16 protein-coding genes are annotated in these 15,156 nt (G+C 34.0%); 8 read left to right on the top strand and 8 right to left on the bottom strand.

The genetic code is table 11. The features are described 5' to 3' along the window. Positions 1–1,089 (bottom strand): ParM/StbA family protein, encoded by a 1,089-nt coding sequence (locus DS031_RS17835; protein WP_113807415.1) that lies wholly within the window; start codon positions 1,087–1,089, stop codon positions 1–3. Between the two features lie 282 nt (positions 1,090–1,371). Between DS031_RS17835 and DS031_RS17830 the strand changes: the two genes are divergently transcribed. Next, positions 1,372–1,908 (top strand): MerR family transcriptional regulator, encoded by a 537-nt coding sequence (locus DS031_RS17830; RefSeq protein ID WP_245947525.1) that lies wholly within the window; start codon positions 1,372–1,374, stop codon positions 1,906–1,908. Between the two features lie 42 nt (positions 1,909–1,950). Here the strand turns inward: DS031_RS17830 and DS031_RS17825 are convergent, their stop codons facing one another. From DS031_RS17825 to DS031_RS17800, 6 genes are read right to left on the bottom strand one after another with little or no spacing between them, the layout of a single operon-like run. Beyond that, positions 1,951–3,213: a conjugal transfer protein TrbL family protein gene (locus tag DS031_RS17825; protein WP_113807414.1), complete on the bottom strand. Its 1,263-nt coding sequence runs from the start codon at positions 3,211–3,213 to the stop codon at positions 1,951–1,953. Then, positions 3,210–3,449, bottom strand: coding sequence for a hypothetical protein (locus DS031_RS17820; protein WP_113807413.1), 240 nt, complete (start codon positions 3,447–3,449; stop codon positions 3,210–3,212). Before DS031_RS17820 ends, DS031_RS17825 begins: the two co-directional genes overlap by 4 nt. Positions 3,450–3,465: 16 nt before the next feature. Then, complete coding sequence (locus DS031_RS17815) at positions 3,466–3,828, bottom strand: hypothetical protein (RefSeq protein ID WP_113807412.1); 363 nt, start codon at positions 3,826–3,828, stop codon at positions 3,466–3,468. A 26-nt stretch (positions 3,829–3,854) separates the two neighbouring features. Further along, positions 3,855–5,078 carry a hypothetical protein gene (locus DS031_RS17810; RefSeq protein ID WP_113807411.1) on the bottom strand — a complete coding sequence of 408 codons (1,224 nt, stop codon included), beginning with the start codon at positions 5,076–5,078 and terminating at the stop codon, positions 3,855–3,857. A 22-nt stretch (positions 5,079–5,100) separates the two neighbouring features. Further along, on the bottom strand, positions 5,101–5,361 hold the full coding sequence (locus DS031_RS17805; RefSeq protein WP_245947523.1) for a hypothetical protein: 261 nt from the start codon (positions 5,359–5,361) through the stop codon (positions 5,101–5,103). 30 nt (positions 5,362–5,391) lie between these two features. Beyond that, positions 5,392–5,694, bottom strand: coding sequence for a hypothetical protein (locus DS031_RS17800; protein WP_113807410.1), 303 nt, complete (start codon positions 5,692–5,694; stop codon positions 5,392–5,394). A gap of 226 nt (positions 5,695–5,920) precedes the next feature. Here DS031_RS17800 and DS031_RS17795 point away from each other — a divergent pair, with 226 nt between their 5' ends. The 7 genes from DS031_RS17795 (at position 5,921) to DS031_RS17765 (ending at position 13,699) form a co-directional block, all read left to right on the top strand. Continuing rightward, the gene (locus DS031_RS17795; protein WP_113807409.1) at positions 5,921–7,945 is read left to right on the top strand and encodes a MobA/MobL family protein; all 2,025 of its coding nucleotides are present in this window, start codon (positions 5,921–5,923) and stop codon (positions 7,943–7,945) included. Between the two features lie 15 nt (positions 7,946–7,960). After that, positions 7,961–10,189 (top strand): VirD4-like conjugal transfer protein, CD1115 family, encoded by a 2,229-nt coding sequence (locus tag DS031_RS17790; RefSeq protein ID WP_113807408.1) that lies wholly within the window; start codon positions 7,961–7,963, stop codon positions 10,187–10,189. 43 nt (positions 10,190–10,232) lie between these two features. Beyond that, entirely contained in the window at positions 10,233–10,598 is a 366-nt protein-coding gene (locus tag DS031_RS17785; RefSeq protein ID WP_113807407.1) for a hypothetical protein, read from the top strand. 310 nt (positions 10,599–10,908) lie between these two features. Further along, positions 10,909–11,013, top strand: a complete 105-nt coding sequence (locus DS031_RS24730; RefSeq protein WP_113807406.1) for a helix-turn-helix domain-containing protein — start codon at positions 10,909–10,911, stop codon at positions 11,011–11,013. A 138-nt stretch (positions 11,014–11,151) separates the two neighbouring features. Beyond that, complete coding sequence (locus DS031_RS17775; protein WP_113807405.1) at positions 11,152–12,042, top strand: hypothetical protein; 891 nt, start codon at positions 11,152–11,154, stop codon at positions 12,040–12,042. A gap of 229 nt (positions 12,043–12,271) precedes the next feature. Continuing rightward, entirely contained in the window at positions 12,272–12,751 is a 480-nt protein-coding gene (locus DS031_RS17770) for a hypothetical protein (protein WP_113807404.1), read from the top strand. Positions 12,752–13,477: 726 nt separating this feature from the next. Then, complete coding sequence (locus DS031_RS17765; RefSeq protein WP_113807403.1) at positions 13,478–13,699, top strand: hypothetical protein; 222 nt, start codon at positions 13,478–13,480, stop codon at positions 13,697–13,699. Positions 13,700–13,791: 92 nt separating this feature from the next. On the opposite strand, the gene DS031_RS17760 is transcribed toward DS031_RS17765, so the two are convergent. Then, positions 13,792–14,961 carry a DNA cytosine methyltransferase gene (locus DS031_RS17760; protein WP_113807402.1) on the bottom strand — a complete coding sequence of 390 codons (1,170 nt, stop codon included), beginning with the start codon at positions 14,959–14,961 and terminating at the stop codon, positions 13,792–13,794. Between the last annotated feature and the right edge of the window lie 195 nt (positions 14,962–15,156).

Genomic DNA, 15,156 nt, shown 5'->3' with positions numbered 1-15,156 from the left:
TCACCCTCTTTTAGCAGTAACAGTAGCAGTAGTGGCTTTTTTGGCTTTTTGAGATTTTACAATAGCTTGAGCAAATTTGAAGTATCCTTCAACGTTTGCCAGCTGCGCGTCTTTCACAATGATTAAAGACTCCTCTCCAAAGGCTTTTTTAAATTCATCTTTGATGATATGAGCTCCACCACCGGTTACGATAAATTCATCGATATGATCTCGTCTCGATAAAGTACGGTCAATGTTTGAAATGATTTTCTCAACAAAGTTTTTAACAGCCTTGTCTGCTTCGTCATGGAATGGATAGCGAATACGTTCAGATAGTTTAGCTGTACAATCATTTTGATACCCTTCTTCAACCAACGAGATATCTAAACCTTTTATGTTATGTTTCCGAACTAGATCATTTGTAATCGATTTGTATATATCAATCATACCCTCATAATACGTATCAGATTCCGTATCAAGTCGTTTTAAGTTTTTAAATGTATCTAGAATGGTTGTCCCAGCTCCAAAGTCAATAACGGAAATTGTATTGGTCTTAAGATTTTTGTGCAGCTGGCTGTCATCATTCATATAGAGGTTTAGAAGTGTTCCAAGTGGCTGCTCTATTATGCGAACATCCTTGACATTAATGACTTTCTCAACGCCGTCTCTTGTTACAAGGTGCTTCCCTTTTAAGAAATTCTTTAACTTTTTATCATCTTCTGTTTTTACTTCTTTAGAAGGTAATCCAGTCACGACAATGACATCGAGTATCTCTTCCTCAAAATCACTTGCTAATTCCGCAAGGATAAACTCACATAGCAGCTTAAAACGCTTGCTTTCATAACGGTTATTGTGAGTATAAGTCGTAATGAGATCAGAAGCTTCTACAGCATATTTTATGCCTTCTCCCCATACATAAGATTCTCCTTCGTCTAATGGAGATTGAAAGGTATGGTACTGTGTTTCTGAATTCAGTTCAGATGAGAGACCGGAAATACTAGAATCCCCTAAAGACGTTTCTTTTACGATTGAACTAGGCGCAATGAAGGTTTTTTTTACACTTTTTCCTTTAACAAAACCATTGCCGACATCGAACACAAATGTTTTCATCAATATCCACCTCTTATTATATATTATAGTATATACTGACTTCTATAAATTAATGATATCATACTACAGTATATACTACAATGCATAAAACAACTATTTTGCAATGTAGTATATATTACAGTATATAAATGTTTATATACTGTAATATATATTGTTATTTCGTAAATCCAACGTTATAAAGTAAACGACAAAGGTTCTTATTAAACGACATGTTTAGAGGAAGGGCATTTCTCTAAACATGTGGAAATCAATACAGAACACGTCAGAACAGGGAGGAACACGATGGAAGCTGCTTATTTTAGTTCAGAAGTGGCAAAGAGCTTAGGAATTGGGGCAAGTACACTTCGTAAGTATGCTTTAGCATTAGAAGAACAGGGATATAACTTCGATCGTGGAATTAATAATTCAAGGGTTTTTTATCAAAAAGATGTACTCGTGATCCAGCGATTAATAGCAGCTATTACAAACCAGAACATGTCACTAGAGCAAGCCATAAAACTAGCTGTAGCAATGAATACAGAAAACACAGTAGCAACCTCTGCTACTATAGAAGAACAGTCACCATCTCCATTTAAGGAGCTATGTGACAGAATTGAAGCACTTGAAAAGAATCAAAACCGTTTGATTGAAGTCAATCTCACCTTGGCTAAACAATTTGAAGATCAGAAAAGCTATATTACAAACAAACTAGAAGAGCGAGATCGAGCGCTCATGACTAGCCTTAGAACTATTCAGGAAGAAAAAGAAAAGCAGAATCAATCATCATTTTGGTCAATCTTTTCAATTTTCTCCAAAAAAAGAGAGAATAATTTTGACTAAACAAGAATCATAGACGCCTATAAGACGCATAAGGCGTCTATTTTATTTTCTAACCTGAGATATTGTTCTAATTGTAGAAATGACCATACGGCCACTACCTGAGCTGCTTCCGAAATGCTGTAATAAAGTAGGAGTCATTAAACCGACAATTAAAAAGCCGATGGATGCAGCAAAAACAAACGGTTGTTTTGAAAGTGAAAGGATATTATCAAAGTTTGTAAGAAAGCTAATGCTTAATACCACGCATAATCCTTGTATAAACAGCGTTAACGCTCTTGATACATAAGTTTTTAACCATAAGTTAAATAGGTTATATGTGTCATTTGGTAATGTCACAATTGCTAGTGGTCCCACTACAAATAGTACAGCTATTAAACAAAAAGAATATACCATCATTAAAAACATGGCTAAGATGACGAGAGCATAAATAATTAAGAAAATGACCATCATAGCGCTATTGGGTGCTAATAAAAATGCTGCCATGATATCGGTTTTCAAATTTCCAGTGCCCGTTAATTGATAGAATATTGGTGCATTAAATCCGTATTGGATATCCAAAAGTAACTTAAAGAAATGTGTGTAGGTGAATAAAAGTGCTGCAGCTATTACTGTTTTCGCTAATTTTTCGTTTAAAACTTGCGGTACATCACTTACGTCTGTGAAGCGAACGACTATCATTTTTAATATTTGAAATATCAAAATCAATCCAAGTAACGTTTGTGGCAACCGATCAAAACTATCTTTAAATTTTGTTAAAACTGCATCATCAAGAATTTCTGATGGTTTGATTGCTAATTTGGATAACGGAGATAAAGCGTATTCTATAGTTTGTTTCCCCATAGATAATATCCAAGAGTCAACATGACACCCTACATCGAATCTTCCACAATCAAATGTCCCTTTTTGATAATCGAGTTGTTTAACCCTTTCTAAATAAAGTTTTGCTGAGTCTTTTCCGTACCTTTTTTCATACTGATTGACTAAATTATCAATCTCTTTTTTATAAGCCTTATAAAACCCTTCCGATCCTGTTTCAATTTCTCTAGTCTGCGTAGGGGTGTTATTGATTTCTTTGTTCAATTCTTGGTTGAGTTGTTCCTCGTCTATTGTGGCATTTTCCATATTCTTATTAAATATCCCTTTTTGTCCTTCTGGTACCCCTATATCGTTCCGTCCTGAAGGAATCTCTTGTATAATACTTTCTTTCTCGTCAGCATAGGCAGGATTCAAAATAAACATTGATTGTAGTACAATAAAAATGGTAAGGGCAAGGGCTATCTTGATCAAACTGGCTAGGTTTTTCATGGGAATAGCCACCCCCTTACTGCAAAGTAAACGACAAAACCCATCAGACAGTAAAACACAAACAGATAGAATCGTTCTTTTTCATAAAGTTTTTTAGGCATTTCCTTCCCATATTTTTCATAATAATCTTCTTTTCTATTTTCCATCGGTTTTTCGAGACAAAACTTCATGACTTTCCCTAACCACCTTTCAATAAAAAGAAGGCCTTTTGCTAGATGGTGTAAAAACTTTTTCATCTTGTGTTCACCCTCATTATTTTTTCTCTAGCTCACAACCCAAATCAGAATCTTTTTCCTGCATAAGAATATTTCCATTTTTTAATTTTTTTACCGTATAATATTTAACTTCATTAATCGTTTCATCAACTAATTTCAATTGAATTACATCTTCTTGATTTTCAACTTCATAAGAGTATTCGAAATCTTCCATTATAACTGTTTTTGAATCGAACGTTACATTATCATATTTACTTAAACATCGATCGTTATTTTGTGGATTTCCCTCAAGATACTCTTGTTTTTTCACCCAATTTCCTTCTAAAGAAATTCCTTGGTTTCCGCCACATCCAGTTAACAAAACTAGAGAAGAAAACACTATCATCATCTCTTTTTTCACGTTAGCACATCCTCGTTTCTTAATTTTTACCTTTCTAAAGACATATCATATGCTTTTGATCGTGAAGGGGACTTTTCCATTTCTTTATCTTTTTCTTCCATTTTCTTTTCTGTAGATTCTTCTTTTAGGTCCATCGTTTTTTCGTATGACTTATTTAAATTATCTTCAATGTTTTGGATTCTTGAGTTGTATTTTTGTGATTCTTGAGGTGTTAAAGCTTTTTTGAATGAACTTACATCTTTTTGAAGGTTTTGAATTTGAGAAGTGGCAGCGTTCTTAACGTATTGGTCTAATGATGAGAGCAAAACTTCATTTTTTTGAATTTGCGACACGATTTGTTTAGAGAAATCTGTCTGCAATATTTTGTCTAACTGTTCTTGTCTATCCATCATTTTATTTGTTTTTTTGTTAAGATCGTCTAGGTGTTTGTTGAGGTTTTGAATGGAGTCATTATTCGTTTGTAGATTCTTTTCTTTTATAAAGGGTATTGTAGATACTGTTTCACCTTTTTCAATTTTAGATTGAATGGCATCATACTTTATGTTTAAATCAATTTTTTCGGCATCGGTCATTTCTTTTTCTTCTCTTACTTTGTCAATGGCCGTATTTAACCCTTTTAGGCGCGATATTTCTATATCTTTATCGTTTACAACATCCGATTCTTTCAAATCATTAACATGTTTTAAAATTTGTTTATCACTTTCTTTTTGGTTATTTAGTTGGGCATAATAGCTGCGTGAAAATGCCTTGATGATGTCATTTTTTAAGTGATCTTTTTCCTGGTCTCCAAAGATTTTTTTAATTTCATCTTTGTATACTTGCTTGAATTGATCTTCAAGATGATCTTTTGCTGTTTGCATAAGTTTGATGTCTTTATCTAGTTTAAGAAGTGCCTTTCCTAACGTTTCTTTTTCGCTTATCTCTTTATTTTTGTTGACAATTTGGATGGAGTAATTCCTAAGATTATTTATTTTATCTTTAAGCAGCTGCATCATACTTTTGTCAGATTTACCTTTGTACTCGTTTATAATGTCATTCATTCTTTTTTCATCTTCAAGATTATTTCTGAGATTTTCAACCGGATTTACTTGTTGTGTATTTCTTTCTTTCTCCTGCATTTTCTGTCTTTGTTTCTTTATGTCTTCTTCCTTCTTTTTTAATTGTTCTAACTTCATTCGATTTGTTGTTTTTTCTAAAAGAGCTGCAATCACTTCCGTAATTTCATCTTGGGAATAATTAGCTTGCGTCAATGAAACCAACTCCTTCTTTTTATTATTTTTGCTCTTTGAATTTTTGCGGTGTATTGTGTTTTACATACTCCGAAAAAATCTTTAATAATTCTTCTGTTTCTTCAACATCTAAATGATAACTATCAAAATACTTTTCTAGAAGAGCCCCTTTTTGTATTAATCTCCTCGTTCTTTCTTTGCGTTCTTTTTCTTTCATTTTCATTTTTTTGATTTTTGATCGTTCAATCATTCCATCAAGCTTTTTTAATTTTTCATCAGTATTTAATCTGTGATAATAGGACAATCATATCGACTCCTTCAATCGTTCTGATGTCTAAATTTTTTCAAATTCTTTTTTTGAAGATGGTTCCATGACATCATTTGAATGTTCCTTTTTATCAACACTATTTTCTTTTTTATACTCTCCTTCAATTATTTTTAAAGCATCCTTTGTTAATAAATCAATTGCTTCATAAACCTTTTCTAAATCACCTTCTACATTCCATTTCTCTAAAATGTAAGATCCAATTTCAGCTTGAGCTTTTTGCAAAAGTTCTTCTTTCTGCTTCATATACTCTTGAATTTTTTTATCAATTTCACTGGCTTTTTCTAATGCCTTTGTGTTTCTTCTTGCCATTATTTCATCTCCTTCATTTTTATTTCTTACTTTAATTGTAAGTCAATGCATAAAATAATTCAACTATCAAGTGGTAATTTTATGAAATTTTTGATATAATGAAATCGTTGGTAAGAGCAACGCCCATTTACGCACGATAAAAATCATCGTGTAAATGGGTAAACCCCTTTCGCCTTTGGCGATTACCCTTCGGGAGAAAAATAAAAAACAAGTGAGGTGAATCATAATGAGTGAACAAGGCTATTTCATGTTTTCAAGTCAACCAAAAAAGAAATCAGATCAAAACTGTGTGGCGTATGCTGCCTATTGTGCAGATGAAAAATTATTTGATGAAGCAGAAGATCGTCATCATAATTTTAAGGACCATGAAATCAAACCTTTGTCTTTTATTATGAAACCTTCACATGCTCCTGAATGGACTCTCAATCGTGAAAGACTTTGGAATGAAGTTAAAAAGAATGAAAAGGGATCAAACTGGAGAACGCATAGAGATTTAAAACTATCACTGCCTCTTGGTTTTCCGAAAGATCATTACGTAGAAATGACAAAAGAATTTGTGAAAGAAAATTTAACCGATCAAGGCATGGTGGCAGATGTTCATATTCATTTCGATCGTGAACATAATCCTCACGTACATATTCTTTGTACCGTTCGTCCTTTTAACGAAGATGGGACATGGGGAGATAAAAAGAAAAACATTCCTAAGCTAGACAAGAACGGGAATGAAATGAGAAATGAAAAAGGTTGGAAGGTATATAAAACGGTTCCTTTAACGAATTGGGATTCAAAAGAATTTTTAGAAAATCAACGAAGTTCTTGGGCTAGAATCCATAATAAATATGCTGAATTAAATAAGATTCATAAATATTTTGATCATCGTTCTTATGAAAAACAAGGTTTAGATAAAGAAGCAACAAAACGTTTATCCAGAAGAAATTATGAATTGGAAAAACAAGAAAAAGAAAAGGCTAAAGCTCTTGGTATTCCTTATAAACCTGTTACAAAATGGGGCGAATATAACGAGGAAATCAGAAAAGAAAATGAAGCCATCCAATACAAAAAAGAGATGGAATCTCAGCAAATCACTAGTATTCAATCCATTTACAAAAAGTATGTTCAACACATTGAAAATCATTTGAATGATATTCAAAAACAATCCATAAAGACCGTATTGCGAAAAGCAAAAAATGTTCATGGACAGTTTTTATCGAATCTAACGTATCAGGCTGCTAAAGAAGTGAATAACTCGATGGTAGAGGTGAATTCAAAATGGAATGATTACTTGCAGCGAGAAAAAATCAATCTAGATACTCAGAAAAATTTCTATCAATTAATGGTTAAAAAATATAAAGAAGATCCTTCTTTTGTCACCATGTATGGTTTACCAAAAGAAGCGAATGAATTTAAAACGATCATTAGCGAAAAGTTAGCCGATTTAAAAGCAAATAGCGAAAAATTCAATTCACAGTTTCATGCTTTTGTGAAGGAAAAAGAGAGTGCAAATTTTGTTTATAACACTCAAAAGGACATTGTGAATCGCACCTTTGAAGAAGTATATGGAAAAGAAGCAGCCGATCAATTCACTTCTGATGAAAAAGGTTTTGCGGTTGATTCAGCTCTTCATCATCGTTATATCAGAATGGATCAGATCAAAGGTGACTATCAAAAATCTGCTGTTTCATACGCTGATATTGATTACATGTCATTAGCTAAAAAATATCATCAATCGCTTATTATTACTGAAAGATCCATTCAAAAGGTGCAAAGAGAGATTAAGCAAAATGAGTCTAATCCAAATGCTGATCGATACATTCACTTGTTAAAGTCTGAAAAGATTCGTGATCATTATAACGAGTTATTAAGTCAAATCGAACCTTCAATGGTTCAGCAAATTCAACGTGATTTTGCAGGAAACAATCAAATGGTTTCTCAACATGATCTTGAGAAAATGTCATACGAAGAATTAATTTCTTATTACTACAATGATGAATCCATGATTGAAAAGCAGCGTGACAAAAACTTTAATCAAGGAAGGAAGGTTGTGAATGATACGGAGGAAAGAATGGATAGGGATCATGACTTTGCTAGTGAAAAATTAAATATTTTTGGTTCTCCACAACAAGATATTGTGTCAGGTATTTTAGGTGCTGTGGGTCACATTCAAAACAGTGAACAGGCGAAAACGAAAGAGAAAAAAGCTAAGAAGAATCGTAAAAAGAGACATAGAGATGATGATTTATACCTTGAATAAAGGAGCGTGTTAATCGTGACAATTAGAAAAAAGAGAAAGCTTAAAAAGAGCTGGAAACCTCTTGTATCTGTTTGTGCGGTTTTGTCTATTTTCATTTCTTATAGTGTGTTTGCTTTCCTGTTTCATATGATGAATGTAAAATCACTTGAATTTAAATTTGAAGATTTTGTGCAGAATTATAGTAGGGTATCCGATATTTTAACTTTCACTTACGGAGATCCAAATTTGAAGATGATTGGTATTATTGTACCGATCTTATTCTTTGCTTTTTTTCTCTATTTGAGAAGAGAAAGTTTATTTGAGAAACAATATGATGATGCTTCGGAGTTTGGTTTGCATGGCACGAACAAATTGGAAGATCCAACTAACGCTATAAATGGCCAAGTCTTATCGAATAAAAATGAATATATTCCAGGTGACTTTAAAAATAGTTTAAAGAACGTTGAAGAAGGCATTGTGCTAGGAAAAGTACCCAATGAAAATAAACTATTGATTATTCATGACGGTACTGAAATTGATAATAAGAATGTTTTAGTTGTGGGTTCACCAGGTAGTGGGAAGGGTCAAAGTTATGTGATTACGAACATCATCAATATTCGTACGCAATCATTAATTGCGATTGATCCAAAGGGGGAAAACTACACGTTAACTCACCAACTAAAGCGAGATCAAGGATATAAAGTCTATACGATTGATTTTGTTCATTTTTCTGAAGCTTCCTATAATCCACTCGATTTAATCCTCACTGATGAAGACGCTCAAAAGGTTAGTAAAAACATTGTCAGCAGCAGTACAAAAGATGGTAAAGAAGATTTCTTCTCAGAACGTGCTCAAAAACTGTTAGCTGCACTGATGGTTTATATCAAAGCTACCTATCCAAAGGTAGAAGCTAATATGGCAACCCTTATCACTGTTTACAATACGAGTGTCAAAGACCCGGAAAAATGTGAAAAATTCTTAGAATTGCTGCCAAAAGATCATCCTGCATATGGCTTGTTAACATCGGTTTTAGATGGTTTAGCCGGAAATACAAGAGCTTCTGTGATTGCGTCGTTTGACAGTGCCATTGGAATCTTCCAATTAAGCAGAATTAAAGAAATGACGAAGAAAAGTGATTTCACCTTTGATCAATTCCAAGACGGCAAAAGTATTTTGTATGTAAAAATTCAAGTGCCATCAAATCCATACAGAGCCTTGACGAGCGTTTTCTTTAACCAGATGATTGATCGATTTTATATGCTGGCTGCCCAGAATGAATCCAATACACTCCACACACCGGTCAACTTTATTTGGGATGAATTCCCGAATATCGGAAAGATCGATGCGTATAAAGAGGTTCTAAGTACTTGCAGGGGACTTCTCATGTATATGCACACCATCATTCAAGATATTTCACAACTGCAAGATGACAAGCTTTATGGAGAAAAAGGTGCAAGAGGAATTATTTCTACACATGATAGTCAACTGATTTTGAGGGTCAATGAGAAAGAAACAGCAAAAATCATTTCTGAACGTTTTGGCAAAACCACAGTCAAACATAAAGCTGAATCGATCACCATTTCTAAAGGCAGCAGAAGTGTTAGCAAAAATGATCAATTTGTCGAGCGTGATCTTGTTACAGCTGGTGAACTGTTGAAGATGAAGAAGAATCAGGCTTATCTCCTTATTGCAGGTCATGATGTGATGGAAATAGAAAAAGCCTATCAGTATGAGGTTTATGGTGATTTACTCACAAAGAACAGAGAATATAATTATCATCATTCTAGAAAAAAATTAGGCTATAAAGATCCATTATTCACAGAAGATGCAAGTAATAAAAAGAAAGATTTTTCTTTTGAAGAATACCAAAAACAACATTACGGATTGTCCTCGATCGAACAAGAAGCTGAAACGAAGGAACAGCAATCGGAAGTGAAAGATGGAAGTTCTCTTGAAAATCAAGGAGAAAATGAAGCTGCAGAAAGTGTTGAAGAGGAAGCGACCAGCAAACTTCCAAATGAATTGAAGGATATTCAGATTGATAAAAATGCCGTACAAGATTTTAAGAATACCACTGAAAATGTGAAAAAAGAAGAAGAAAAACGCAAAGAAACTAGGAGCCATGATGACATGTTAGATGAATTTGAGGCGGATTTTGAAGCTGTTGAGATGCTAACGGATACTTCGCAAACCGTGAATCATTTAAAAAAGGAAATGGAGTTAATGAACAGTCATAGCAGCCATAGCAGCCATGTTAGAAGTTGAGAGTAGGTTTCGCTTTTGAAAATCAAAAAGGAGGGCATGAAACATGAGCTATGCTAGGACGGAAGTTTGGAGGACTTTTCGGTTTCCCTTGCTGCTAGGAATAGTATCAGGCATTGTTTGTTTTCGTTTTGGTGGTTCTACCTTAACTCAAGACCAATTACTGTTAGTGTCCATTGTTATCGGTTTTTGGATGTTTTGTGTTCCTTTTGGATTTCGAACAATCGAATACATGATGTCACGATTGACAAAAGGATTTTGGATTATTCCCGGAATTATATATATTGTGTGGTGGAGTATCAAATTAGCTATTTCAATTCAATTTGCACCGATTTTTTTACTTATTCATATCATTGCGTTACTTTATAGATTGATAAACTATAAATCAAGCCTGATAAGAAATGAATTTTAAGGGGGGCAAAGTGTAGGGGGTGTAAAAATGAGCACACAACGAAATGCTGGTGATACATCGTATTAGATAAATTGAAGTAACTATGGGGGGGACATTATGAGATTTGAATTATTAGATAACATTTTGGATTCATTAAGGGGTACGGAAACGATTCGGGGTTTCAAGGGCCACGCTTCAAAAATACCCCATTTATCTAATTTTTATAGCTGTACTTGAAAGGAAGAGAGAGGAGCGTAGAGAAAAGGGCTTTATGTCTTGTGAGGATTATCTAGAGTAGGAGCGAGAAAAGACCGAGGATAAGCTATTTCTATTGCGTAAAGCTTTAGAACGATATCCTAACGATACTCAAAAAGAGATAGCCGAGAAATTAGAGTTAAATCAATCGACAATTAGTCGTCTTTTAAAGAAAATATAAAAATATGCAGGGTGTGTCCCTATAAACACTTATTTAAATGGACAAGGGTTTTTAAACAATCTTTTATCCCGCATTTATTTACTTATTTAAGGACTTTAAAGAATTAAAAACTGTTTATGTATTTAGGGGAGAAGAACTATGGATTTAAACACTTTAATAACAACTATCACTACTTCGACTGCTGCTTTAGTAGCTATTATTGGAGGGTTCTTGGTCAGTAGGGTTATATCAATATCTAGTGAGCAGAATGGAATAAAAAGAAAAATTAGAGAAATTAACAATGATATATTTGCAAAACAAGAAATTATTAACAACATTGAAAACTATTTATTCGAAGATGATTTAGATGATTTTGTGACGAAGGAAAATATCAAAAGAATCATTGAAGGTAAGTCCTTGGAAGACATTATTAAAGAGGATGACTACACATATTTATCCAAAGAAGAATTAGAACCTCATTTTGAAGAATTAAGCGGTATTACTAATGAAATGTTTGAGAAGATGGGAAGTATGGACAAAATATATGATACTTTTAGTGATTTTAATAAAGAATTCGATGATTTTAAATATCCCAATCGAAAAGAATGGTACGAAAGGGCTTTTGAAGTAATTGATGAATTAACTCAACCAAAAACGACTGATGTCTTTGGTTTTTCTCCAGGAGGCATTTATCAATCAATAAATCCAGGTAACCTTGTTTCAAATACAGATTATAAAGATAAAAAGAAGGAACGTAATCGCTTGAAAGATGATGTTAAAATTTTGGAACTTCAAAAAAAGGAACAATTAAAGATACTTAATGATTATGGAAAACCTAAATGGATATGGAGTGGTCTTGCTGTATTGGTTTACGCTAGTATTGTCGGCATTGTTTATCCTAGTACCCTTCTACCTTATCCGATAGATACTTATGATGACAGTTTAACTAAACGTTTCATTCTTTTCTTGTTTTTCAGCCAATTATTAGCATTATTCATTTATTTAGGTATTGCTATGTACAAACTTACGTATTCCGAAGAAGATAATTAACCCCTTTTTTAAACGAAAGATTGTTTTTGTTTAAAAAATGTAAATATAGAAAAATCATAGACAAAAGGAACGTAAAATACTGTAATATCAACGTTTGCACGTATACACTAGGCTATACGATAATAGACAGCGGTTTGTATATTTGCAAATAGGAGCAGTTATATAATTTCGTTTCATACGCTGGAAGAGTGTCAGGCGTGAGGGGTCTCTAAATCAAGGGGGAGATGTTATGCTTTCATTTTTAATAATAGTAAGTTTAATGGTCTTGGCTTCTCTCTGTTTTTATGCAGTTAAGAAAATGGACGACTATCAAAAGTCTCCTAAAGGTAAAATTAGTGCTTATGGAAAGATAACAGGAGCCGAGGGAATTGACCCTAATAAAGTATCGACTATTAAAGTGAGCGGAGATCAGATTACTATTAATGAACTCGCAATTATACCGATTGGTCGTGTTAATGATGTAAGGGCTCATAAGAAAGTTCAAACGATTAGAGGTAGTGGAGGTATAGGAGTCACTCGCCATTACGGAGAGTTACATATTACTTTTACGAATAAAGACGGAAAAATCAGGACTGTTTCATGTTATACACCAAAGCAAAATCAAATCAGTCTTATCCATCAATACGAAATGATGAAAGTAGCTATTGAGCGTCGTCTCGGTATTGGGGAGAAAAAGATCGAGACCCCTACAGAGCCTTACGAGTTATAAAACATTATGCATAAGTATTTTCGATTGGAGATAGAGAGTTGATAGGAATCGGCTCTTTTTTTATGCTTTCTCTGTGTTATAACTTAAAAGTTTTGACACTATTTTGGAAGTGTTGAATTATCAATGTGTTGAAAGGTATCAGAACTTAGCGCCAAAAATAAAACTATAATAGGAGCTATTATATAGAAGTTTTATATTCTTCAACAATACCAGCTAATATAAGTACAGTGTTTTCCGGAAATCGGTCGCAATATTTGAAGAGAGTAATCGCTACTAAAAATTGAAAGAAATGCTATACGCCTTGCTGTAGGCATCGAGCCTTTGCAAGACGACTGAATCAATGCTACGCAATGATTCAGTACGCTTCGATTCCAGCACGCTGCCAATGCAGCAGTTTGGAATCATCGCTTTGCTTTTTGTTGCGAGTCCCTTTCCTTCTTTGTTCTCCTAAGTATAATCATTTGCTCATTAGGACAGTAAAGGGGTGCTTCGCTTTGCTCAGCAAAGTTTGTGAAGTTTTTTGAGGAGATCGTTCAAAAAACTTCACAAACTTCAAGCCCCTTGACAGTCCTTTTCGCAAAGATTTGGAGATGTCAAACAAAGAAAGGAGTTGTCGAAAATGACAGCACGATTAGTTGAATCAATTATTAAACTATAGTTCAGATGCATTTTCACATTGTATTATATGGATGTAAATATTTTATTCTGATAAAGGGGAGTGAAAAAATGAAGCAAGGATTTACAATAATAGGAATGGCTGATGTTTTTCAAAAATTAGCTCATGCGATTCTGGAAGATGAAGAGGTTACGGTTGTTGAGTTTACAGAAGATGAGTATATGGATTTTGATGAGGTTGGAGAATTTGTAGCTTCGACCTTAAAGGGAATGAAATGTAATTTTGAATATGAGATCTTAGAAGATAAAGCCATTATAAAAATTTATGAATAACAAAAAAAGCCGATACCTGGCAACAGGAAATCGGTTTTTTGTTATCTTGTATTAAGACTTTTGAAAAATTGGATAAAAAAGAGAAAGTATCTCTAGTTAGGAATAGCTTCCTTTTCATTAGAATGTTGTTCTTGAATTTCTTCTATTGTGATCTTCCGTTTTCCACGTAGATTTTCGAGTTGTAATTTCGGTGCAGGTGGTACAGAAGGATATTCCATGCCTGCAAAGGATTTAAGTATAGCTTCAAATACAATTTGTGCTCCATGAGCAGGAACTGCCATTCCTATCTGTTTTCGTACAGCTTCTTTGTTTCCACAAAAAGCAAAATCATCCGGAAATGTCTGGAGTCTTGCACGTTCGCGATTTGTTAATGCTCGTAACTCTTCCCAATGATACATATGAGTACCTCCGCCGCCACTTCCAGTAACTGTATAGGCAGGTCGTTCTGGATCTAATCGTTTGTAAATCGAACTTAGTCTTGCTCCTTTTACTTTCAGACGCAAATGTTCGGGAATGCCGAGATACCAGGCATTTTCGCCAGCTGGAATATGACTGAGCATTTCCTTTACCTTCTGAGTATGTTTTGTCAATTCATTGTTTGGTGCATCTTCTGGAATAGGCGGACTTGTAATAGCTTCATAGCAAGTTTTATATTCCTTCGGAGTTGTGGGTGCTGGAACTTTGAACTCAATTCCTTGAGATGCATAATCATTTCTAATTCCCACAATAATAATACGGTGTCTAGCCTGCGGAACTCCGTATTCTTCAAATTTGTATAGGTGAGGAGTCAATTGATATCCGCATTCCTCAAGTTCTGTGAGAATTTTAATAAATGCTTGTCCTTCATTAGCGCTTTGAAGGCCGCCAACATTTTCAGCAACAAAGAATTTAGGCTGGTAATCTTTCAACACTTTAACACCGTAAGAATATAACGGGCCAAAGGTACCGTTAAGACCATGCTTTTCCCCTACTTGACTATAGTCATTACATGGAAAGCCAAATGCCAAACAATCAATATCACCAAGTATTGTTCTGTCTCCAATTGGAAGTTGTTCCACGGGTCCGCAGTGAACAGATTGATCATTAATATCGCCACAAATATTTAATCGATAAGTCTCGCAGGCAGCAGGATCATAGTCATTTGCCCACAAGTGATCAATACGCCATTCTTCGCCAGTCTCTGGATGCACAAAACCTGCGTTTTTGGCTCCTAAGCTTAAGCCGCCAGGACCGTTAAAGAGTTCTCCTTTTTTAAATATCATATTCAATATCGCTCCTTAGCAGTATGATTCAATAATAGAAAATATGTTCTAGCATACTTATATGCTATTCATTTTACACTTTTAAGATGAAAAAAGCAGCCCCTAAGTTCAATTTTAAACAATTTTATTATTGGGTATTATATAAGTTAAACTTGTGATGGAAACAATTATGAATTCTCACAGCAAGAAAACAGG

Origin of the sequence: Bacillus taeanensis (assembly GCF_003318295.1) — a bacterium.
GTDB classification, from domain to species: domain Bacteria; phylum Bacillota; class Bacilli; order Bacillales; family UBA6769; genus Maribacillus; species Maribacillus taeanensis.
The sequence above is the reverse complement of the archived record's forward strand: the minus strand, read 5'-3'. Positions and strand labels throughout refer to the sequence as shown.